Origin of the sequence: Bacillus massiliglaciei, assembly GCF_900098925.1 — a bacterium.
In the GTDB taxonomy this organism is placed as follows: domain Bacteria; phylum Bacillota; class Bacilli; order Bacillales; family DSM-1321; genus Peribacillus; species Peribacillus massiliglaciei.
The window spans coordinates 1-23116 of sequence record NZ_LT622355.1 but is presented as its reverse complement, the minus strand read 5'-3'; the positions used below and the strand labels follow the sequence as shown (position 1 = coordinate 23116).

The window sequence follows — 23116 nt, the reverse complement described above, 5'->3', positions numbered from 1 at the left end:
CGACCTCTCACACCACCGTACGTACCGTTCGGTATACGGCGGTTCCATTAAGTTTGACGCAGAAATTCATATCGATTATATAAACTTTTCAACCCTCGGTGACTCCAATACAAGTTATTGAGGGTTTTGTGTAAGATTGGACTACAGGCTATTCTCCAATATTTCTTTCTGGAGTTTCCCCATTCATATGCCTTTTGGTCAGGGACACCTAGACCTTTGAGTTTTCTTACTCTTGTCCTCGGTTTCTTCCATTGTTTCCATTCAAGCATACGGAGTCTCCGTCTAATCCACTCATCAAATTCTTTAAATTTACTTGGTGTATCAGCCAATGCAAAATATCCACACCATCCCGTTAGATATTGATTTAGTTTCTCGATTCTAACTTCCATAGGAATTTGTTTAGAACGGGAGGTTAACTCCCGTATTTTAGCCTTAAACCTTTTAATACTTTCATTGGCTATTCGAACCTTCGGTTTCTTATTGACCGTAAAGCTAAAGCCAAGAAACTTTCGTTTCCACGGGCGATCAACTGCTGACTTTTCTCTATTTACTTTGAGCTTTAATTTCTGCTCAATAAAGCATGTAATTGAGTTCATCACTCGTTCTCCAGCTTTCTTCGATTTCATGTAAATATTACAATCATCGGCGTAGCGGACAAACTTGTGACCTCTCCTTTCTAACTCTTTATCAAGTTTATCCAAAAGGATATTCGAAAGAAGGGGGCTCAGTGGACCTCCTTGTGGTGTTCCTTCTTCTGCATCATAGACTACACCATTCATCATAATTCCTGCTTGGAGATATTTCCGTATAAGTTTCAAGACCAGCCGGTCTTGGATTCTACTTGCTAATATCCCCATTAACTTATCATGATTGACTCTATCAAAGAATTTCTCCAAGTCCATGTCAATCACCCATCTATAACCTTCACTTATATATTCCCTTGCTTTACGAACCGCATCATGACCTCTTCTATTTGGTCTAAACCCATAACTATGTTCTGAGAAGGTTGGGTCAAGAAGTGGGGTTAGAACTTGGGCGATAGCCTGTTGAATGAACCGGTCTGTCACGGTAGGTATTCCTAGTAATCTTACTCCACCGTTCGGTTTCGGGATTTCGACTCGACGGACTGGGTTAGGTTGATAGGTACCTTCCCTTAATGAATCACAAAGAGTTTCCCAGTTCTCATAGAGATGTCTTCGTAGGGATTTTACGGACATTCCATCTATGCCGTGACTCCCTTTGTTCTTCTCCACACGTTTAAGTGCTTCTATTAAGTTTTCCCGTGACAGAATCAGATCCATTAACATGTGATATTTCCTTTCGACGTGAACGTAGAAATCTAATTATGTTATTCCTGCTCCACCCTCATGAAGTCCCCTGTGGAATTCACCACTTCCTCCTTCAAGTAAGTCCTTTCGGATTGTCTGCTTCTATACAGGAATTATATGCCTAGTTCTCGTTCTTCCTAATAGTTCAGTCCTTCCCATTCCATCTCGAGTTGGAATGGTACTATGACCTCGGCTGACTTCTGATTGTTCAGCTGTCCATCGCTGGATAGGTTACCAAGGGAACTTGGCGTTCCAATCAGACCTCCCCGGGTAAGAGTACAGTCTTTCCCTCCATCTATCTGCTTCATTTACTCTGTACCACCTTCGGCAGTAAGGACTTCGTTTTGTTGTGCAAACTCATCCAATGGTACCTAGCCTTATATGAAGTTCGTGTTCCTCAGACCGGAGGTTTGCCGCTCGCTTCCTTCAGATTCTGCGTCACCACAGACACCCTTGCGTTAAGCTAACCATTACTACTGCCTTCATGGTTCGGGACTCTCACCCTATAGACTGCACCCATGCCGGGCGCACACAGAAAAAGCCGTAAACCCACACCGGGATTTACGGCCTTTTTTATACGGCTTTTTTGGCAGACAATGCCTCATGATTCTTTTTGCCGGCCTTTCTTCCGTAAAGCAGATAATAAAGGCCAATCGATAAGAATGCGAGAACCGAGCACGCCAGATAAATCGCTGAATAGCTCATATACGTAGCAAGCTTACCTAATAGGAACGAGCCAAGGGCAAACCCTGCATCAAACAGAACAAAGAAAGTGGCAGTGGCTGTGCCGCTTCGCTTAGGCGGAGCAGCCTGAATCGCAACAGACTGCAGGCTGGATAAAAGGGTTCCGAAGCCAAGCCCAATCAGTCCTCCTGATAACAGAAGCATCCATCCTGAACTTGCCTGGCTCAGCACCCAGATGCCTGCTGCGAATATCAGAATACATGGATAGATGACCCGATTCGCCCCATGCCGGTCAAACCATCTTCCTGTAAAAGGTCTGGACGATAACAAAAACACGGCATACACAACAAAGAAATAGCTCGCTGTCTTCACAAGGTCCAGCTCAACCGCATAAACAGAAATAAAGGAAAGCACGCCTGAATAAGCAATCGATAAGGCAAAAGCGACAAATGCAATCGGAATCGTCTTTCTTTCAAAGAGATCGGACAGCTTCATTTTTTCTTTTGACGAATTCGCGCTCGCCCTTTCCATTTTCTTTTCAGGAACTTTCAGCAATAGCGAACATCCCAAAGCGAATACCGAAAAGACGGCACACAGGATAAACAAAGTATCAGAGCCTAAAGAATGAATGACAGAAAGACCTAAGAACGGACCAATGACCATCGCAAGGTTCATGAAGGTCGCGTAATAGCCCATTCCTTCTCCGCTCCGTTCCTTCGGGATAACAGTCGCCACAATTCCTCCTGTGGCTGTAGTGGCAATCCCAAAGCCAACCCCGTGCAGAATTCTGACGAGCAATAACATCACAATAGAATCTGCACTAAAATATAAGAACGAGCCCAATAAAAAGATGGCCGCGCCTATTAATAAAATCTTCCTTTGTCCCATGGAAGACAGCCACCTGCCCGCAAAAGGACGCAGTATAATAGCCGCCACCACAAATGCGGTGACAGCAAGACCGATATCCTGAGCATTCCCCTCAAGCTGTTCAGACACATAAATCGGCAGGGTCACCGTCAGCATATAAAAGATCAGAAAAATAAAAAAACTGGCCAAAGAGATACTTAAAAAGTCCTTGGTCCATAACTTGCTCTTCTCCACTCTCGTTCACACTCTTTCTCTCAAAAAAATTAGATAACCTAATCATTTTATCAGGTTATCTAATCCTTTAAAGTTCTATTTTATTTTTTCATTTCCTTTATTCTGGGATATAAGCAAGCTCTTTGTTGACAGGAATATTGATAACATGTGTATCCGTATAAGCAAGAAGGCCTTCTTTACCGTATTCACGGCCAATTCCTGACTGTTTCACACCGCCAAATGGGAATTGTACATTCAATCCCTGAACAGCTGCTGTATTAATCATCGTTGTACCAGCCTGGATATGCTTCGCTACTTCCACAGCATGCTTTTCTTCTCCCCATACGGAGCTAGTAAGACCATAAATGCTGTCATTGGCTAATTCAATCGCATGCTCATCATTGTCAAACGGCAAGATTGCTAAAGTTGGTCCAAATTGCTCTTCGACTACGATGCGGTCTTGATAATCAGCGCCCAAAACAAGTGTCGGCTGCAAGAAGTATCCTTCGTTAAACAAATCCTCATCCAATACTTTACCAAGTTTAATCACTTCAGCACCTTTGCTTTGTGCATCGTCAATCAAGCTTTGTACATAATCAGCCTGTCTCTTATTATTTACAGGTCCAATCGTTACATCTTTATTGAATGGGTCTCCTACACGGATCCATTTGTTTGCTGCTTCAATATATTTAGGAACAAATTGATCATAGATTTCTCGGTCCACATAGACACGTTTTGCAATCATGCAGATTTGTCCGCCTGTTAAGAAGTTGGAGATGACTAGACGGCGCATCGCTCTTTCATCATTCACATCAAAATCTTTCAAAATCAGCGCTGCATCGTTTCCGCCCAATTCAAGTGTCATATTTTTAATTGTATCAGCGGCAGCTTTCATAATATGTTTTGCTGTTTCAGTTCCGCCGGTAAAGGCAATTTTCGCTACTTTTGGATTAGATGTTAATTCCACGCCCACATCACTTGCACCGTGAACCAGGTTAAGAACGCCGTTCGGGAATTCATCAGCAATGATTTCCACTACCTTGCTTACCGCTAAAGGCGCCAACGGACTTGGCTTCAATACCATCGTGTTCCCTGCCAATAAGGCCGGAGCAATTTTGATTGTAGACAGAGACAATGGATAATTCCAAGGAGTAATCGCGGATACAACTCCCAGAGCGTCTCTCGCAATGATTGTTTTTCCGTTGTCATGCTCTTTCACTTCATCGCTTAATACTTCCAAAGCATTATCGCAGGCATACTCCATCCATGCCAAGGAAACACCGATTTCCCCTTGTGAATCATACAATGCTTTACCATGCTCTTTTGACAGAAGCTCAGCAATCTCCGGTGCAGCCTCTTTAATTTTTTGAATCGCTTTTCTCATGCGTTCCATTCGTTCCTCGATAGATGTCTTGGACCAACTTGCAAACACGCTGTCTGCAGAGTCAATGGCACGGATTGCTTCCTCACGTGTATTGACTGGCGCATACCCGACAATTTCACTTGGACGCGCAGGGTTTTCCCTAGGTTCTTGCTTTTCTGTATTTATTTTCTCACCATTGATAATGGCTTTAATGACTACTGGGTTGTTTGACATAGGTATTCTCCTTTTGTGCTTGAGATTTTGATCGTGCATCTCAGGGATTTGTCCTTACAACAAACAAAATGTCCATACATGGATTATGCTAAATGTTTTCATTTATTTATTCTTTATTAACCCCAAATCCCCTTACTTTTTATATTTTCTATTATAAAAAGTATATTTATTATCGCCCAGAAAAACCATTTAAGCAATTAACTTGCTCACGCATTCTAAAACTTTTAAATATATCAGGAACCATCCTTATAAAATCAGGATAAAGGGGGCATTTTCCCTGGAGTCTCAACACGCCCGCAGTACCTTTTTTTGATAATAATAATTATTTCGAAAGCAATAACCCCCGTCAATTGATTGGTCACTTTAGAGGAAGTAACATACATCTCCCCTTCACCAACCATATACATCAGAGCTTTCTTCTCCTTCCTCTCCAAGCCATAAATGGATCGCATGAGTAGGCTGCCTGACATCATAATCGGGTTTCTCTCCATTGATATCTGTTTTCTGCTTAACAGCTGTTTTTATCGCGTTCTCAAACACTTTAATAGATGAACGGTCCTGAATGGAAAGGGACACATCCGGATACATCTCACCGGCTCCATTTGATTTGAATGCAGAAGCAAAGCGTACAATACTAATAAAAATTAGAACGGTAGAAAAGGCGTCTCCGCCCCTTGCAGAAACGCCTGGCCTCTCTCTTTTTATCTGGTATCCGGGAAAACTCCCTTTGTAATTTTGTGCGCCAGACGATTTAAAACAGTTATAGCAAGCCACAAAATAAGGATGACTGCTGTAACTCGAATGATTCCAAGGAATAATCCATTTTCTATATTATCAGCCAGCATCGCCCCGCCATAATAAATTGACAATCCAGCCGCCAGAGAAATCCCAGCATATGATACGAAAAGACCCACTTTTTGCATCTTGATGAGTTTTGCAAACCTGTCGCGATAGCAGATCAAAGTGGATGACTGCTCCCGCACAGCCAATCAGCGCATACAGATCACTCATTCGATCCTCTCCCATCTTGAAATTTCATCAAAATATGGCAATACTCTCAATCACTCAAAAGTTCATGGGAGAAAAATCCCCCTTTAGGAGAAAGGGCGATTAGGCATTTATTGGTTTTACCGTTGAACAAAAGCAGGAACAGCAGGATTCAGATATTCATTCTTCTATAGACAGCATTCAAAACTGCATAATTCAGCAAAAAGAGGGCAAGGACAAAAATATTTTAGCCAAAGAAAAAAATCCGAACTGCGATTCAATATTCTACAATTTAGAATGTTGAATTAGTTCGGTTTTTTCTATTAAAGGACTTTTTTCAACCCAAAATATTCGTATTTAGAGATGGGCATTTTAGTTATGCCCCCAGCCTCTTCAAGTTAATTTTATTTTGTTTGTGAAATTGCATTAACAAGTTGGGTCAGTGCTTCGTTGATTGGCGTAACTGGACGACCAAGAACTTTCTCAAAGTCATTGCTTTCAACTTCTAGTGAACCATTCCGAATGCTTTCTTGAATTCCTACTACAATCGGAATCACAAAATCAGGTAAACCTAAGCCTTTCATGATATCAGCATATTTTCCGTCATTAACTTGTTGTACAGGTACTTCTTTACCCAATACATTACCAAGAGCAGATACCAATTCTTCTTGAGATAAAAGAGGACCAGAAAGTTCATACACTGTATTTTCGTGACCGTTTCCAATAAGAACCGCTGCCGCTGCATCTGCGTAATCTTGTTGCAGTGCCCAGCCTACTTTACCTTCTCCTGCAGAAGTTACCCATGGAGCTCCTGCCATAGCACCTTGAATGCTTCCAATTTCATTTTCCAAATACCAATTGTTACGCAAGAAAGAATATGGGATACCCGTTTTAATGATGGCTGCTTCTGTCGAAACATGAGGCGGAGCCATTAAATTTTTGCTTTCTGTTGCATTTGCTAAACTTGTGTAAGCAATAAATTTTACCCCTGCACGCTCAGCTGCTTGGACAGCATTAGTATGTTGACGAATTCTTGTTTCATTATCACCGTCTGCAGAAATAATTAATAAGCGATCAATCCCTTTAAAAGCATTATCTAATGTTTCTGGATGGTCAAAATCTCCTTGACGAACTTCTACTCCGCGAGCACGAAGTCCTTCTGCTTTCTCTGGATTTCGAACACTCACTGCCAGCTCACTTGCAGGTAAAGATTTTAATAATGATTCTACAACCTTTGAACCTAATTTCCCTGTTGCTCCTGTTACTAATATTTTCATTTTTATTCCTCCATTCGATTTACACTTGTAACAATAATGATTACTTGTATTTATTTTAGTTACATGTGATCAATTTGTCAACATGTAAAATACTATTTATTATTTTGATCATCATTTGATATAATAAACTTGTAATCAAATTAATTACATGATGAAGAAATAAAATTAAATAACGGAATAGTTAATAGGGGCGGTGACTGAACATGTCTATCAGCAGCCGATTCGCTGTGGGAATTCATATATTGACTCTAATTGAATTAAATAAAGAAGGAGTAACATCTTCTGAATTTTTAGCTTCAAGTGTTAACACGAACCCGGCCGTGATAAGAAAACTAATGGGAATGCTAAAAAAAGCTGATTTGATAGAGGTACATCCAGGTATTGCAGGGGCTAAACTCGCAAAGGAATTATCTGATATCACACTGTTCGACGTTTATAAGGCAGTGAATGTTGTACAGGAGAAAGAATTGTTTAGCATACATGAAAATCCTCATCCTGAATGTCCCGTAGGCAGAAACATCCAGAATACAATTGAACCATTATTCACAGCAGCACAATTGGCAATGGAAAAAGTTTTAAGAAATGTTACTTTAGAAGATGTTGTGAAGGATATTGCTACTAAAGAAAATATCTGTTAAAAAAGGCATTCCAAAAGGGATGTCTTTTCTCTTTGTTCTTCTGAATCCAATGAGAAAATGAGCCGCAATTTGGAGAAATCAATATTCTGTGATTCACGGATGAGGAGCATGTACGTTCAGACACATTAATGATTGCTCATTACAATCAGAACACCATAGCATGAAAATCGCATCCATATTGTCCCGACTTCTTTGCTATGCACTTAAAACAGCTACTAACTACAAGTTCGTTCAACTTTTGCAGTCTAATGAAAATGGATAGCAAAAAGGTAGCACCTGCACACCGACTTTCATCTAATAACAACAATAATATAATAAAAAACAATAATAATTTATTGTAAAACGATAAGCCGTGTGTTAAATTCATTTTATTATTAAATCAGTGAGGTGCTTTAAATGAGTGTTAAAAAAGGTTCAACCACTTTCTTAAAAGTAATTATTTTTCTAATTGGAATCGCAATGTTAACTTTATGTATCTTTCTTCCTGGGATAGCGATTAAAGATGGAAAGGCACACCCAGAAACAGCATATTTCCTAATCCCCTTTTTAGTATGTGCATATGGATTCTGTATTACGTTTTCTGTTGCGCTGTACCAAGCATTTAAACTATTGACCTATATCGAAAAGAACAACGCTATCTCCGAGTTATCACTTAAACCTTTAAAGGTCATAAAGAAATGTGCTTTTACTGTTATTTTTCTTATTCTGTTAGGAATAGCAAGCTTAATGGTGCTTGCTAAAGTTACAGGTGATGATGCAGCAGGTCCAATTTCACTAAGTCTAATAGCCATAATGGCAACAAGTATTATTGCAGCCATTATGGACGTACTCCAAAAGCCATTAAAAAATTCCTTAGATAAAAAATAAAAAAGAGGTTTTATAAATGAAAAATTCAGCCACATTGTTTTTAAAATTAGTGGTTATTCTCATGGGAATTGCAATTCTTGCGTTATGTATATTTTTAGTGCCCAAGTTCGGTAATTTTGCCGGAGACAGATATTGTTTATATGAAATATCTCGTTTTCCTCGTGACGTACAGAGCAGCTGTGCCTTTTTACTTTGCTCTCGATCAGGCTTTCCTCCTTTTACGGTACATTGACAAGAAGACAGCGTTCTCAGATTTATCTGTAAAGGCGTTAAAGAAAATAAAGTACTGTGCGATTACGATCAGTGGTTTGTATGTATTAGGTTTGCCACTGTTTCATTTTATAGCGAAGAAAATAGACCCCCCTATTGGATCAGTAGGACTCATCATCATTTTTGCTGCGTTGGTTATCGCCGTTTTTGCTGCTATCCTCCAACGGCTTCTACAAGAAGCAATTAATATAAAGTCAGAAAATGATTTAACGATTTGAGGTGGAGGATATGGCAATTATTATTAATATTGATGTGATATTAGCAAAACGAAAAATGAGCGTAACGGAACTTTCGGAGAGGGCTGGGATTAGTATGGATAATATTTCCATTATGATGGTAAAGCCAAAGCGGTCGTTTTTCAACACTAAAAGCGATATGAAAGACTTTGGATTGTCAGCCAGGTGATGTTATGGAGTATAAAAGCGATGAAGCGGACAAACAGTAAGGAAGTCCACTAATATTTTTAATGTAATATATAGCCCTTAATAACGTATTTGCCAACTTTTAATTAATTTCTGTAATGCTCAATCAATATCTTTTTCTTTTTGTCGGGAGTTAACTTTATGAGACAGAGGGCTTGAATTTTAATTAACATCTGTTATATTTCCCATTTAAAGTCCCGTGTAAAGCCACATTTGTGGTTCATCTCAAAAATAAATCTCTCCAGTTTAATCCTTGTTTATCTTTTCGGGCATAAAGAAGCGCCTCTGATCCTCATTTGTTCCAAAGCATATAAATAAGAATTAAGATTTTGAAATGAAATCTTGATTGTCTTTTTATTAAGAAACTTCTCTAGTTGAGTCCTTAAATATTAATATGGTACTATTACCCTGCCTTTTAGTTCTTCCCTCCCTCTCACTCTCGTCAAACCCTTGCAGCTCTAAGACCAATCCCTTTTATCTTGCCTTTTTTCTTCCCTCCATTATGTTATTAAGTTCTTCCCGAAAATGACCCGAAATCAGCCTTCTGGCTTGCATAGAATATTCAGATAATGTAATGAGTTGGCTACCGATAATGGAGAGAAGAATCAAGAGAAAAGACTGACATTGTAGTGATTTGAGGCGGCGTTACAGTTAGGAAACATACTGAATAGAGATTGAAAATCCTACGGGTTTACGGATTGGGAAAACGACTGAAACCCTGATTGGACAAGGGATTGAACAGATATTTGGCATAAGAAAAAGACTGGACCCGTATTGGATCCAGCCTCGAATTTTGATTGATTATTGATTAAATACATATTGTTTACCTACTCTTTTTTCCTCTCTCTTCCTTCCGCTCTGGATACCAACTATTTAGCAGTAGGTACCGACTTTTTAGCTTGGGGAAGAGGAAAGAGGCAGGGATATAGGAAAGAGACAGGAGATAGGTACTCATAAGAAGTCTTTTCAAAAAAAGCATAATCATTCTCACTCATATTTTTTATTGTCTCAATTAAGTTATTTACATAATTAGTATGCATAAACTGTTATTATTCCTTCCTAAAAAAGGATCCAAACTAGTTAAGTTTGGATCCTGATGTTGTAATGATATTTTTTTAATGCAACTTATTTGAATATTGTCAATGACTTTTATCCGTATAAAGAGTCACACTAGGAAAACCCAAAGTCAGTTCTCGACTTTTTTGTCATTTAATATCATTGGTAATTAACCGTTATTCCTTCTTACTCAACTGTAACACTTTTTGCAAGGTTACGCGGCTTATCAACATCGCAGTCGCGGTGAAGGGCAGCATAGTACGCAATAAGCTGGAATGGTACGACAGAAACAAGCGGTGACAGCAATTCATGAACGGCTGGAATCACATAACGGTCATCTTCTTCTTCCAGGCCTTTCATAGAAATGACACATGGATGAGCGCCGCGGGCAGCCACTTCCTTCACGTTACCGCGGATGCTTAGGTTAACGCCCTCTTGCGTAGCCAAAGCAACCACAGGAGTGCCTTCTTCGATCAAAGCAATTGTACCATGCTTCAATTCGCCGCCGGCAAATCCTTCCGCTTGAATATAAGAAATCTCTTTCAGCTTCAAAGCGCCTTCCAAGCCTACATAGTAGTCCATGGAACGGCCGATGAAGAAGCAGTTGCGTGTAACAGACATGTATTCTGTTGCGATTTCTTCCATTTCTTCTTTTGCATCGACTAATGTTTCCATTGCGTTTGCCACGATTCCCAATTCTTTAATCAGGTCCAAATCGACAGTCAGATTGCGGAAGTTCGCCACAACATTTGCCAAAATCGCAAGAACTGCTACCTGAGCTGTGTATGCTTTTGTAGAAGCTACAGCGATTTCAGGACCGGCATGCAGAAGCAAAGTATGGTCCGCTTCACGGGATAATGTGGATCCCGGTACGTTTGTGATCGTTAATGCTTTATGTCCAAGCTCTTTCACGGCTACAAGCACAGCGCGGCTGTCTGCTGTTTCCCCGCTTTGAGACAGGAAGATGAACAAAGGTTTCTCAGACAATAGTGGCATGTTATACGTGAATTCTGAAGCCACATGCACTTCTACTGGGATTTTCGCCATTTTTTCGATGAACTGCTTACCGATTAATCCGGCATGGTAGCTAGTTCCGCAGGCTACAATATAAATCCGGTCTGCCTCGCTGACAGCCTCAGATATATTGAAATCAATGGCAAGCTTGCCTTCTTCATTTTGGTAAGCCTGAATGATTTTACGCATAACCGCAGGCTGCTCGTCGATTTCCTTAAGCATGTAGTGCGGATATGTGCCTTTTTCGATATCACTTGCATCAAGCTCAGCTGTATAAGGCGCACGGAAAACTTCTTCTCCGTCCAATGTTTTGATGGTTACTTTATCCTGCGTTACGATCACCATTTCCTTATCCATCAGTTCAAGGAATTGATCCGTAACTTGAAGCATAGCCATCGCATCAGATGCGACAACATTAAAGTCTGAACCTACTCCGATTAAGAGCGGGCTTTTATTTTTCGCAACAAAAATAACTTCCGTGTTTTCTTTATCAAGAAGAGAAAGGGCATATGAACCTTTCAAAAGGGTCAAAGTATGGCGGAAGGCTTCCTCTGTATCCATGCCTTCGTTAGAAAACTTCTCGATTAACTGAACGATAACTTCTGTATCTGTTTCACTTTTGAATACCGCATCACTCAGATATTCCCTTTTTAAAATGGCATAGTTTTCAATGACACCGTTATGCACGAGCGTGAAACGCCCGGATGTGCTTTGGTGAGGATGCGCGTTATCATGGCTTGGCACGCCATGGGTTGCCCAGCGTGTATGGCCAATTCCTGTAGTCGCCATTACATCCATATTCACCACATTGCGAAGATCGGCAATACGGCCTTTCTCCTTAAAGACAGTAATGCCTTCTTTATTTTGCACAGCGATACCGGCAGAATCATATCCTCTATATTCTAATTTTTCAAGGCCTTTAAGCAAGATTTCCTTTGAATCTTCAAGACCGATATAACCAACTATTCCACACATAATACTGTTCCTCCAAACCGAGGGAGAGAACAGGAATGGCGCAGGGGCACACTCCTGCCCCCTCGTCTCTTCTTTTAGTTTCCCGAATACACTATTCTTTCGGGTTTTCATTTTTATGTGTGTATTTCCATCCCTTTGTGCAGCTGGTTGCCCAGCTGTTTTAAGGACAGAATTGTTGCGGCTGTACACGTTCAGCCGGGAGGCATCCGCCGAAAATTCGATAAACCTCCTCCTCGTCAACTAAATCTGCTACCGTCCGAGATTTAGTCCAGGCGCTTTTCAATCATGATTTCTCTTCCTTCGATCCACCTTTCTCCTCCTTGAATTATCCTATTATTTACAAAAGGATCAGAAGTCTGGTTAAGCATACCCTATTCTTATCGGTGAGTCAATCTTTTATTCCAGCCTTTATTTCCATAAAAAAGTCCCTGATATAAAAATATGCATAAGAGACAAAATCGTGTCCCTTATGCATGTATATAGGCTTTATTCAGCCGCTAATCCCATCTCTGCTTTAACGGTTTCCACAATCCGATTCACATAGCTGACACATTCCTCTTCAGTAGGCGCTTCTGCCATAACCCGAACAAGAGGCTCTGTTCCGGACGGACGGACAAGAATTCTGCCGTTACCGTTCATTTCTGCTTCCACCTCGTCGATGACCGCTTTAATCTTCTCATTCTCCGTTACACCGTGCTTATCGGTTACCCTTACATTCACAAGCTTTTGCGGGTATTTCTTCATCTCAGCTGCAAGCTCTGATAATGGTTTCTTCGTTTCACTCATAATATTAATTAACTGCAGGCCGGAAAGAAGTCCGTCGCCAGTTGTAATATAATCCATGAAAATAATGTGGCCGGACTGTTCTCCGCCTAAATTATAGCCGTTCTTTTTCATTTCCTCGACCACATAGCGGTCTCCGACTGCGGTTGGGACACTTTGAATGCCATATGCTTCCAGACCCTTGTAAAAGCCAAGGTTGCTCATGACTGTAGAAACGACCGTCCCCTTTTTCAGGCGGTTATTTTCCATCATATGCTTAGCGCAGATATACATGATCTGGTCCCCGTCAACAATATTGCCATTTTCATCAATTGCAATGATCCGGTCACCGTCACCGTCAAAAGCAAGACCGACATCCGCTTCTTTTTCCTTCACAAATGCTGCCAGCGCTTCCGGATGAGTGGAACCGACGCCTTCATTAATATTCAGTCCGTCCGGCTGAGCGCCCATTGTGGATACATCTGCATCCAGATCCGCAAATAGATGAGTAGCCAGTGAAGAAGTCGCCCCATGTGCGCAGTCCAAAGCAATATGAATGCCAGTAAACTCTTCATCAACAGTCTGCTTCAAATATTGAAGATATTTCTGTCCGCCTTCAAAGTAATCATTTACATGGCCTAAACCGCTTCCTACAGGACGCGGAAGTTCATCCTTTTCCCGGTCAAGCAGGATTTCAATCTCTGCTTCTTGGGCATCTGACAGCTTAAATCCATCCGGGCCAAAGAACTTGATGCCATTATCTGCTACAGGATTATGGGAAGCGGAAATCATGACGCCTGCCTCTGCACTTAATGCCTTCGTTAAATAAGCTACACCCGGGGTAGAAATAACACCGAGGCGCATGACTTCGGCACCGATGGATAATAGGCCCGCCACGAGAGCGCCTTCCAGCATATGTCCGGAAATTCTTGTATCGCGGCCAATTAATATTTTTGGCTTTTCTGTATTTCTTGTTAGCACATATCCGCCAAAACGGCCAAGCTTAAATGCCAATTCGGGTGTAAGCTCACTATTGGCTACACCTCTTACACCGTCAGTTCCAAAATATTTACCCATTTTATCTATCTCTCCTTCTTCAGCTGGTTTCTGGAAATGATATTTACACGTTTTCCTTACGATTCTTCTTTCTTCTCGATGGTCACTTCTGCTTGATCGGCTGATAACTCCCATTCTGTATTTTCAGGTGAGTTTACTGAAATCTCCACCGTATGGGTTCCTTCATCAAGTTCGCTTGCATCCACCGTAAGCGAAATATCACTCTTCGAAACCTTCTCCATATCCTCTTCTTTTCCCGTTAAAGTCACATTGACCGTCTCAGGTTCGATTTGAACCTCTTGGTCATTCTGTATTCCAACAGCCTTAATAGGTATGCCTTCGAAAGTCTTTGATTGAACGGAAGCTGCTGTTTCGGTTTCCTCTTCAGGCTCTTCTTCCTTCTTCGGGGCTGATGTTTCGGTTTCTGTCTCTGTTTCTGTCTTTTCTTCCTCCGGTGTATCTTTTGCCGGTTTTTCTGTCAAAACGGTCACTTTCAACTTTTGGACCGACATTCTTCGAACCTTATCCGGCTGTGGGATATCTACTTCCATATCCGTATCCCCATCGACTTTGCTCACATCCACCGGCACATCGATTCCCTCGATATCATCCAGCACGGATTCACTCCCAAAAAGCGTCACACTGCCCGGATCAATATTTATACTCTTGATTTTCAGCCCATCTTTGGGTTTCCCGGTTGGAGAGGCAGATAAGGAAACAGATTTAGAAGGAATGCTTATCTTTAGACCAACTTGAACTTTTGCCGGTTCGATGGTTACATCCAGTTTATTCAAATCCCGGTCCAATGCCCGCACTGTCGCCTCTCCATTTACTGAATCCTCAACACCGCTGTCCAGTCCAATAGTGGCTTTTACATATGAAATCTGGTCAATCACGTCTTTTGCTCCCGTAATTTTGACCGTCTGCGGGTCCACTGTAGGGTTCTCCGCTATATAACCATCTTCAAGCAGCGCTTTATTATATTCAGGCTCGACACTAAACTCTTTTGTCACCCGCTCCTGCACATCGACATTGGCGGATTCCGGCTCAATGGTTGCCTTAAGCTTCTCATTCAGGCCGCTGATTTTATAGGATACTGTCCTTGTTCCCATGGTAATCTCCGGGTCGGATAAATCCAAATACACTTTAAACTCACGCTGATTTTTCGCTGCGATTAACAGGCTTTTCGCCCCGCTCAAAGTGACATCCACCGTATCCGGAACACCCGACACAACGAGGTTTTCCCGGTCATAATACACTTCAACAGGCACATTTTCTATCGTTTCAGTATCATATTCAGGCGCTGTCGATAAGCCCATGGACTTCTTGTCTGCCTCCATTTCAAAATTCACCGAAATGAATAAAAGGGCAGCCAATGCAAAAGATACAATCCTTGTAAACCATATCGAATTCGTGAATTTATCCATTGTTTTTCTTCCCCTTCCAATTCCAGATTCCTGAGGAAGCAGGCTTCAACGTATCTACCACAAGTTCTTTCGTAAGGAGTTCCTGGAAGGACTCCTGCTTTAAGTCACGGAACAGCTCGCCGTTCTTCGTAACAGAGATGCCGCCCGTTTCTTCAGAGACAACAATCGTCAGGCTGTCGGTAACTTCACTCATACCAATAGCTGCACGGTGCCTTGTACCCAGCTCCTTCGAGATAAAAGGGCTCTCTGATAATGGCAGATAGCAGGCTGCGGCAGCAACCTGATTATTTTTCAAAATGACCGCTCCATCGTGCAGCGGCGTATTTGGGATAAAAATATTGATGAGCAATTCAGATGATATATGCGAGCCAAGCGGTATGCCCGTTTCTATGTAATCATCCAGCTCTGTTTCCTTTTCAATGGAAATCAGGGCGCCAATCCTCCGTTTAGCCATATATGCTGCGGCTTTGGAAATGGCTTCCACAAGCCGTTCCTGTTCATTTTCTTCCTGAACATTGCTTCTTGAAAATAACTTACCCCGTCCCAGCTGCTCCAGGGCTCTTCTCAGCTCAGGCTGAAAAATGATCAAGATGGCCAGTACCCCCCAGTCAATGACCTGCTGTGTCAGCCAGCCTAGGGTATTAAACCCAAGCAGGGTACTCAAGGCTTTTACAAGTACAATAACGAAAATTCCTTTTATTAATTGAATGGCTTTTGTGCCTCGAATAATGACCAATAATTTATATACAAGGAACCAAACAAGGAGAATATCAATTGTACTGACAACATAATCCCAGAAATCAAAATTGGATAATGACATTTTGTTTCCTCCAGTCGGTAATGCTCAAAAGCAAGTTGAAATAGTAACTTTTATAGTATACCATTTTTCAACTGATACATCTAAAACAAGTTCGCGAAAAAAGCCAGAGGCAAAATCACCATCCAGCTTTTTCCCGCAAACCTGTTTTACTTGTCTTTTTCGCCGTCCGAAACGACAGACTGGGCAGTATTCTTGATCTTAAACCACATCCATTCGAAAGCCTGGTCAATTTCCTTGATATTTCCGGTCACACTTCCTGCAGACGCTGTATACTCATGCCCATTGATGACCGTAACGTCCCCTTCGACTTTCCCTTCAATCCGGATGTCCCCGTTTCTCACAACAACATCCCCTTTTACCGTTTCATGCTCAGGGACAATGACGGTCTCTCCTTCGACTACAAGGTTTGGCTGCTTCGAAACAGAAAAATGATCTTCCTGATTATAAGTGGAGAAAACCGATCCTGTCATTAAAAGAAGAAAAACGGCAGCCGCTGTCATCAAGGGGTGATTCTTGAACCAGCGCCGCGCCCCGGCCTTCTTATTCTCTTTAGGCAGCTTGGCTAACACATTAGCAGTGAAGCCTTCCGGAGCCTTCACATGCGAAGTGCTTTGAACCAAAGCCACCGCTTTTTTCATCTCATGAAAATATTCACGGCAGCCCTCACAACCAAGCAGATGATCCTTCAGGAGCATGCGATGTTCTTCACTAATGTCGTCATCCAAATAATCATGCATATATTCAATGAAATCTTCATGCATATTAATCACCTTTTCTTCAAATATGTCGTAGCTGCTTTCGCAAAGCTTCCCTGCCGCGATGTATTCTTGTCTTTACAGTGCCGACCGGTAAATTCAAGATGTCACTGATCTCTTTTAGCGGCAATTCTTCCATATATTTTAGGACAATCACAGAACGATACTTCTCTGGCAGTTTCATGATCTCCTTTTGAATCGTTTCTTGAAGCTCCAAGGATTCTACTTCTTCCTCGGGCAGGGTATTCTCTGACGGAATTTGTGAATACATATTGAGCCCGTCCGTCCCCTTTACTTCCGCATCCAGATAGTAATCCGGCTTTTTCTTTCGGATTCTGTCGATACATAGATTCGTCGCAATCCGGTACAGCCATGTCGAAAACTTAAGCTGGATATTAAAGCTCCTGATATTCACATAAGCTCTGACAAAGGCCTCCTGGGCCAAATCTTCAGCTTCATGCCTGTTCCCGATCATTCGATAGCAAATTTGGTATACCTGATCCTTGTACAGTTCTACAATCTCCCCGAAGGCATTCTGGTCTCCCTTTATAACTTGATCTATTCTCTCTTTGATAAGTGCATCCATTTTCTTTTTTACCCCCGCTCAAGCGGCTATACGATAACTACGGAATCGCAAGCTGAAAGGTTTCATAAAGTTTATTAAATTTAGTTTAACAAAATTTTGTAAAGTGTGTTTTAAAAAAAATAATTTGGGTAGAAAAAGTAATAAATTGTAAACCGGAGAAAGGGTGATCAGGGTGACAGCGGAACAACTGTTAAGCCATATCGAGGATTATAGAGCAAAGATGATAAAATTAGCCGGCCGTTCTTCTATGGTGGACCATAAAGTTGTCGAAGTCAGCAATAAATTGGATGGCCTTCTTATGCAATATTTCCATATGACACAAAAACAGTAACCTGACATACGGTTACTGTTTTTCAGCATATTAATTGAATATTCTATATTTTTATCCGAACTACAGCAATTTTTCTCCCAATAAGGAGCCCATCAGTGCTACCGCCACAATGGCCGTTTTGTTGCATTCATCCAAAATCGGATTAACCTCGACAAATTCCGCTGAAGTGACAATTCCTGACTCAGCCAGCATTTCCATCGCCAGATGACTTTCCCTGTAGCTTATTCCGCCATTTACCGGCGTACCTACTCCCGGTGCATCTGTCGGATCAAGCCCGTCCAAATCCAGTGAAAGATGAACGCCATCCGTCTTTTCTTTTAAATAATGAATGCATTCCTCCATCACCTTTGCCATACCAAGCCTGTCAATTTCATGCATCGTAAACACTTTCATCCCCTGCCTGTGAATGAGCTCCTTCTCACCTTCATCCAAAGACCGCGCTCCTACTATTACAATGTTCTCCGGCTTGACCTTAGGTGCGTACCCTTTCAAATTCACTAAATCGGGGTGTCCAATTCCTAAACTGACAGCAAGCGGCATACCATGAATATTTCCCGAAGGTGAGGTGTCCTCTGTATTCAGGTCCCCATGTGCATCAAACCAGATTACTCCTAACTTCTCATAATGCCCCGCTATTCCGGCCAATGTACCGATGGCAATAGAATGATCTCCTCCCAGCACCAAAGGAAAGGCGTTATTTTTTATAATTTCATCTACTTTTTCTGCCAACAACTGATTCCCTTTTGTCACAAGCTGCAGGTTCTTAAGATTCGATTCAGGATCAGTTATCACCTTTTCTCTGCCAATTACAATATCCCCTAAATCATGTACCTTATAATCGAGGCCTTCCAGCCTTTCCACAATACCGGCGTAACGGATTGCGCTCGGACCCATATCCACACCCCGTCTGGTCTGTCCTAAATCCATCGGAAGCCCGATAATCGAGATTTTTTTCAAAGCCATACCCTCATCCCCCTTTTCCTTATTGTAGCCCTGAATGGAAATATGGTTCAACTGATCAAAATTTTGTATGTTTATTCATTATTTTACAGTTCAAAAACATAAAAAAGTCTTAAGCTGTACAGCTTAAGACGAAATGTTGGTGTATGTAGTTAATGGTGGAGCCTAGCGGGATCGAACCGCTGACCTCCTGCGTGCAAAGCAGGCGCTCTCCCAGCTGAGCTAAGGCCCCAATCATATAAATAAAGAAGTAGAGCGGAAGACGGGATTCGAACCCGCGACCCCAACCTTGGCAAGGTTGTATTCTACCACTGAACTACTTCCGCAAGTATGGCTGGGCTAGAAGGATTCGAACCTTCGCGTGACGGAATCAAAATCCGCTGCCTTACCGCTTGGCTATAGCCCAATATTATGAGAAATAAAAAATAGCGGTAATCATATCTTCCTTCTTAAAGGATAATATAACCAGTCCACTTATTAAAAACATGGTGGAGGGGGGCAGATTCGAACTGCCGAACCCGAAGGAGCGGATTTACAGTCCGCCGCGTTTAGCCACTTCGCTACCCCTCCGCAAATATAAAAGAAAACGTGGTGCCGGCAAGAGGACTTGAACCCCCAACCTACTGATTACAAGTCAGTTGCTCTACCAGTTGAGCTACACCGGCATATATGGTGGAGGATGACGGGATCGAACCGCCGACCCTCTGCTTGTAAGGCAGATGCTCTCCCAGCTGAGCTAATCCTCCAAATTTAAATGGTGACCCCTACGGGATTCGAACCCGTGTTACCGCCGTGAAAGGGCGGTGTCTTAACCGCTTGACCAAGGGGCCAGAATATAATTTCTGTTTCGATCAGGTAAGCTCCCAAGCGGGCTCGAACCGCTGACCTCTTCCTTACCATGGAAGTGCTCTACCTGCTGAGCTATGGAAGCATGGCTCCGCAGGTAGGACTCGAACCTACGACCGTTCGGTTAACAGCCGAATGCTCTACCACTGAGCTACTGCGGAATAATATAATGTTTCCTAAAACTCTTAATTTAAAATGTTCTGCTTGGCAGCGTCCTACTCTCACAGGGGGAAACCCCCAACTACCATCGGCGCTGAAGAGCTTAACTTCCGTGTTCGGCATGGGAACGGGTGTGACCTCTTCGCTATCGCCACCAAACAGTTCTTTTACAGACATTTATTATTATAATGCCGTTTCAGAAATTATGCAAGAAGAATTTTTCATTCCTTCAAAACTAGATAATGGGAAGGCAAGAATTATTTCAAGCAATGTGGTTAAGTCCTCGACCGATTAGTATCAGTCAGCTCCACGTGTCACCACGCTTCCACCTCTGACCTATCAACCTGATCATCTTTCAGGGGTCTTACTAGCTTGCGCTATGGGAAATCTCATCTTGAGGGGGGCTTCATGCTTAGATGCTTTCAGCACTTATCCCGTCCGCACGTAGCTACCCAGCGATGCTCTTGGCAGAACAACTGGTACACCAGCGGTGCGTCCATCCCGGTCCTCTCGTACTAAGGACAGCTCCTCTCAAATTTCCTGCGCCCACGACGGATAGGGACCGAACTGTCTCACGACGTTCTGAACCCAGCTCGCGTACCGCTTTAATGGGCGAACAGCCCAACCCTTGGGACCGACTACAGCCCCAGGATGCGATGAGCCGACATCGAGGTGCCAAACCTCCCCGTCGATGTGGACTCTTGGGGGAGATAAGCCTGTTATCCCCGGGGTAGCTTTTATCCGTTGAGCGATGGCCCTTCCATGCGGAACCACCGGATCACTAAGCCCGACTTTCGTCCCTGCTCGACTTGTAGGTCTCGCAGTCAAGCTCCCTTGTGCCTTTACACTCTGCGAATGATTTCCAACCATTCTGAGGGAACCTTTGGGCGCCTCCGTTACATTTTAGGAGGCGACCGCCCCAGTCAAACTGCCCGCCTGACACTGTCTCCCGCCCCGATAAGGGGCGCGGGTTAGAATTTCAATACAGCCAGGGTAGTATCCCACCAACGCCTCCGCCGAAGCTGGCGCTCCGGCTTCACAGGCTCCTACCTATCCTGTACAAGCTGTACCAAAATTCAATATCAGGCTGCAGTAAAGCTCCACGGGGTCTTTCCGTCCTGTCGCGGGTAACCTGCATCTTCACAGGTACTATAATTTCACCGAGTCTCTCGTTGAGACAGTGCCCAGATCGTTACACCTTTCGTGCGGGTCGGAACTTACCCGACAAGGAATTTCGCTACCTTAGGACCGTTATAGTTACGGCCGCCGTTTACTGGGGCTTCGGTTCAAAGCTTCGCTTGCGCTAACCTCTCCCCTTAACCTTCCAGCACCGGGCAGGTGTCAGCCCCTATACTTCGCCTTGCGGCTTCGCAGAGACCTGTGTTTTTGCTAAACAGTCGCCTGGGCCTATTCACTGCGGCTTTTCCGGGCTATTCACCCTAAAAAGCACCCCTTCTCCCGAAGTTACGGGGTCATTTTGCCGAGTTCCTTAACGAGAGTTCTCTCGCACACCTTAGGATTCTCTCCTCGCCTACCTGTGTCGGTTTGCGGTACGGGCACCTAACATCTCACTAGAGGCTTTTCTTGGCAGTGTGGAATCAGGAACTTCGGTACTTTATTTCCCTCGCCATCACAGCTCAGCCTTCACGGAAACGGGATTTGCCTCGTTTCCAGCCTAACTGCTTGGACGCGCATATCCAACAGCGCGCTTACCCTATCCTCCTGCGTCCCCCCATCATTCAAACGATGCTTGGTGGTACAGGAATATCAACCTGTTATCCATCGCCTACGCCTTTCGGCCTCGGCTTAGGTCCCGACTAACCCTGAGCGGACGAGCCTTCCTCAGGAAACCTTAGGCATTCGGTGGAAGGGATTCTCACCCTTCTTTCGCTACTCATACCGGCATTCTCACTTCTAAGCGCTCCACCAGTCCTTCCGGTCTGACTTCAACGCCCTTAGAACGCTCTCCTACCACGGACATCTGAGATGTCCATCCACAGCTTCGGTGTTATGTTTAGCCCCGGTACATTTTCGGCGCGGGGTCACTCGACCAGTGAGCTATTACGCACTCTTTAAATGGTGGCTGCTTCTAAGCCAACATCCTGGTTGTCTAAGCAACCCCACATCCTTTTCCACTTAACATAAACTTGGGGACCTTAGCTGGTGGTCTGGGCTGTTTCCCTTTTGACTACGGATCTTATCACTCGCAGTCTGACTCCCGAGTATAAGTATTTGGCATTCGGAGTTTGACTGAATTCGGTAACCCGATAGGGGCCCCTAGTCCAATCAGTGCTCTACCTCCAATACTCTCAAACTCGAGGCTAGCCCTAAAGCTATTTCGGAGAGAACCAGCTATCTCCAGGTTCGATTGGAATTTCTCCGCTACCCACACCTCATCCCCGCACTTTTCAACGTGCGTGGGTTCGGGCCTCCATTCAGTGTTACCTGAACTTCACCCTGGACATGGGTAGATCACCTGGTTTCGGGTCTACGACCTCATACTCAAAACGCCCTATTCAGACTCGCTTTCGCTGCGGCTCCGTCTCATCAACTTAACCTTGCATGAAATCGTAACTCGCCGGTTCATTCTACAAAAGGCACGCCATTACCCATGAACGGGCTCTGACTACTTGTAGGCACACGGTTTCAGGTTCTCTTTCACTCCCCTTCCGGGGTGCTTTTCACCTTTCCCTCACGGTACTGGTTCACTATCGGTCACTAGGGAGTATTTAGCCTTGGGAGATGGTCCTCCCAGCTTCCGACGGGATTTCTCGTGTCCCGCCGTACTCAGGATCCACTCTGGAGGGAACGAAGTTTCAGCTACAGGGTTTTTACCTTCTCTGACGGACCTTTCCAGGTCGCTTCACTTACTTCGTTCCTTTGTAACTCCGTATAGAGTGTCCTACAACCCCAAGAGGCAAGCCTCTTGGTTTGGGCTATCTTCCGTTTCGCTCGCCGCTACTCAGGAAATCGCGTTTGCTTTCTCTTCCTCCGGGTACTTAGATGTTTCAGTTCCCCGGGTCTACCTTCCATACCCTATGAATTCAGGTAAGGATACTGTTCCATTACGAACAGTGGGTTCCCCCATTCGGAAATCTCCGGATCAAAGCTTACTTACAGCTCCCCGAAGCATATCGGTGTTAGTCCCGTCCTTCATCGGCTCCTAGTGCCAAGGCATTCACCGTGCGCCCTTTCTAACTTAACCATGTTGGTTTGTTT

At 43.3% G+C, this 23116-nt stretch carries 17 protein-coding genes, 9 tRNA genes, 2 rRNA genes and 2 pseudogenes; 5 read left to right on the top strand and 25 right to left on the bottom strand.

What is annotated here, in order from left to right:
• Positions 1-47: 47 nt before the first annotated feature.
• From ltrA to BQ4305_RS03735, 7 genes are all read right to left on the bottom strand, one after another.
• The gene (ltrA, locus tag BQ4305_RS03765; protein WP_110926134.1) at positions 48-1307 is read right to left on the bottom strand and encodes a group II intron reverse transcriptase/maturase; all 1260 of its coding nucleotides are present in this window, start codon (positions 1305-1307) and stop codon (positions 48-50) included.
• A 158-nt stretch (positions 1308-1465) separates the two neighbouring features.
• Entirely contained in the window at positions 1466-1636 is a 171-nt protein-coding gene (locus BQ4305_RS21255; RefSeq protein ID WP_199880500.1) for a hypothetical protein, read from the bottom strand.
• Between the two features lie 265 nt (positions 1637-1901).
• Positions 1902-3113: an MFS transporter gene (locus BQ4305_RS03755; RefSeq protein WP_110926536.1), complete on the bottom strand. Its 1212-nt coding sequence runs from the start codon at positions 3111-3113 to the stop codon at positions 1902-1904.
• Between the two features lie 97 nt (positions 3114-3210).
• Positions 3211-4689, bottom strand: a complete 1479-nt coding sequence (locus tag BQ4305_RS03750) for an aldehyde dehydrogenase family protein (protein ID WP_110926535.1) — start codon at positions 4687-4689, stop codon at positions 3211-3213.
• 390 nt (positions 4690-5079) lie between these two features.
• On the bottom strand, positions 5080-5277 hold the full coding sequence (locus tag BQ4305_RS03745) for a hypothetical protein (protein ID WP_110926534.1): 198 nt from the start codon (positions 5275-5277) through the stop codon (positions 5080-5082).
• Positions 5278-5390: 113 nt separating this feature from the next.
• Positions 5391-5651, bottom strand: coding sequence for a hypothetical protein (locus BQ4305_RS03740; RefSeq protein WP_110926533.1), 261 nt, complete (start codon positions 5649-5651; stop codon positions 5391-5393).
• Positions 5652-6080: 429 nt separating this feature from the next.
• Complete coding sequence (locus BQ4305_RS03735; protein ID WP_110926532.1) at positions 6081-6953, bottom strand: SDR family oxidoreductase; 873 nt, start codon at positions 6951-6953, stop codon at positions 6081-6083.
• Positions 6954-7156: 203 nt separating this feature from the next.
• Between BQ4305_RS03735 and BQ4305_RS03730 the strand changes: the two genes are divergently transcribed.
• The 4 genes and pseudogenes from BQ4305_RS03730 (at position 7157) to BQ4305_RS03715 (ending at position 9107) form a co-directional block, all read left to right on the top strand.
• Positions 7157-7591 (top strand): Rrf2 family transcriptional regulator, encoded by a 435-nt coding sequence (locus BQ4305_RS03730; protein WP_110926531.1) that lies wholly within the window; start codon positions 7157-7159, stop codon positions 7589-7591.
• Positions 7592-7987: 396 nt separating this feature from the next.
• Positions 7988-8458 (top strand): DUF2975 domain-containing protein, encoded by a 471-nt coding sequence (locus BQ4305_RS03725; RefSeq protein WP_110926530.1) that lies wholly within the window; start codon positions 7988-7990, stop codon positions 8456-8458.
• A 16-nt stretch (positions 8459-8474) separates the two neighbouring features.
• Positions 8475-8946 (top strand): annotated as a pseudogene (locus tag BQ4305_RS03720) (DUF2975 domain-containing protein).
• 10 nt (positions 8947-8956) lie between these two features.
• Positions 8957-9107 (top strand): annotated as a pseudogene (locus BQ4305_RS03715) (helix-turn-helix domain-containing protein).
• A 1285-nt stretch (positions 9108-10392) separates the two neighbouring features.
• Here BQ4305_RS03715 and glmS read toward each other — a convergent pair.
• From glmS to sigW, 6 genes are all read right to left on the bottom strand, one after another.
• The gene (gene glmS, locus BQ4305_RS03710) at positions 10393-12195 is read right to left on the bottom strand and encodes a glutamine--fructose-6-phosphate transaminase (isomerizing) (protein ID WP_110926529.1); all 1803 of its coding nucleotides are present in this window, start codon (positions 12193-12195) and stop codon (positions 10393-10395) included.
• 486 nt (positions 12196-12681) lie between these two features.
• Entirely contained in the window at positions 12682-14034 is a 1353-nt protein-coding gene (gene glmM / locus BQ4305_RS03705) for a phosphoglucosamine mutase (protein ID WP_110926528.1), read from the bottom strand.
• A gap of 56 nt (positions 14035-14090) precedes the next feature.
• Positions 14091-15440: a CdaR family protein gene (locus BQ4305_RS03700; protein WP_110926527.1), complete on the bottom strand. Its 1350-nt coding sequence runs from the start codon at positions 15438-15440 to the stop codon at positions 14091-14093.
• Entirely contained in the window at positions 15433-16260 is an 828-nt protein-coding gene (gene cdaA / locus BQ4305_RS03695; protein WP_110926526.1) for a diadenylate cyclase CdaA, read from the bottom strand. Before cdaA ends, BQ4305_RS03700 begins: the two co-directional genes overlap by 8 nt.
• Before the next feature lie 146 nt (positions 16261-16406).
• Positions 16407-17027, bottom strand: coding sequence for a zf-HC2 domain-containing protein (locus tag BQ4305_RS03690; protein WP_407640132.1), 621 nt, complete (start codon positions 17025-17027; stop codon positions 16407-16409).
• Between the two features lie 10 nt (positions 17028-17037).
• Positions 17038-17601, bottom strand: a complete 564-nt coding sequence (gene sigW, locus BQ4305_RS03685; protein ID WP_110926524.1) for an RNA polymerase sigma factor SigW — start codon at positions 17599-17601, stop codon at positions 17038-17040.
• A 172-nt stretch (positions 17602-17773) separates the two neighbouring features.
• On the opposite strand from sigW, the gene BQ4305_RS03680 reads away from it, so the two are divergent.
• The gene (locus BQ4305_RS03680) at positions 17774-17932 is read left to right on the top strand and encodes an aspartyl-phosphate phosphatase Spo0E family protein (RefSeq protein WP_110926523.1); all 159 of its coding nucleotides are present in this window, start codon (positions 17774-17776) and stop codon (positions 17930-17932) included.
• Positions 17933-17992: 60 nt separating this feature from the next.
• Here BQ4305_RS03680 and rocF read toward each other — a convergent pair whose 3' ends face one another.
• The 12 genes from rocF to BQ4305_RS03620 form a co-directional block, all read right to left on the bottom strand.
• Positions 17993-18895, bottom strand: coding sequence for an arginase (gene rocF / locus BQ4305_RS03675; protein WP_110926522.1), 903 nt, complete (start codon positions 18893-18895; stop codon positions 17993-17995).
• A 153-nt stretch (positions 18896-19048) separates the two neighbouring features.
• Positions 19049-19124, bottom strand: a tRNA-Ala gene (locus BQ4305_RS03670).
• A gap of 22 nt (positions 19125-19146) precedes the next feature.
• A tRNA-Gly gene (locus BQ4305_RS03665) sits at positions 19147-19218 on the bottom strand.
• A 5-nt stretch (positions 19219-19223) separates the two neighbouring features.
• A tRNA-Gln gene (locus BQ4305_RS03660) sits at positions 19224-19298 on the bottom strand.
• Positions 19299-19378: 80 nt separating this feature from the next.
• Positions 19379-19462: transfer RNA gene (locus tag BQ4305_RS03655), tRNA-Tyr, on the bottom strand.
• Between the two features lie 19 nt (positions 19463-19481).
• A tRNA-Thr gene (locus BQ4305_RS03650) sits at positions 19482-19557 on the bottom strand.
• Positions 19558-19562: 5 nt separating this feature from the next.
• A tRNA-Val gene (locus BQ4305_RS03645) sits at positions 19563-19638 on the bottom strand.
• Positions 19639-19647: 9 nt separating this feature from the next.
• A tRNA-Glu gene (locus tag BQ4305_RS03640) sits at positions 19648-19722 on the bottom strand.
• 28 nt (positions 19723-19750) lie between these two features.
• Positions 19751-19823, bottom strand: a tRNA-Thr gene (locus tag BQ4305_RS03635).
• A gap of 1 nt (position 19824) precedes the next feature.
• Positions 19825-19899, bottom strand: a tRNA-Asn gene (locus BQ4305_RS03630).
• A gap of 41 nt (positions 19900-19940) precedes the next feature.
• A 5S ribosomal RNA gene (gene rrf / locus BQ4305_RS03625) occupies positions 19941-20056 on the bottom strand.
• A gap of 112 nt (positions 20057-20168) precedes the next feature.
• Positions 20169-23102, bottom strand: a 23S ribosomal RNA gene (locus BQ4305_RS03620).
• Between the last annotated feature and the right edge of the window lie 14 nt (positions 23103-23116).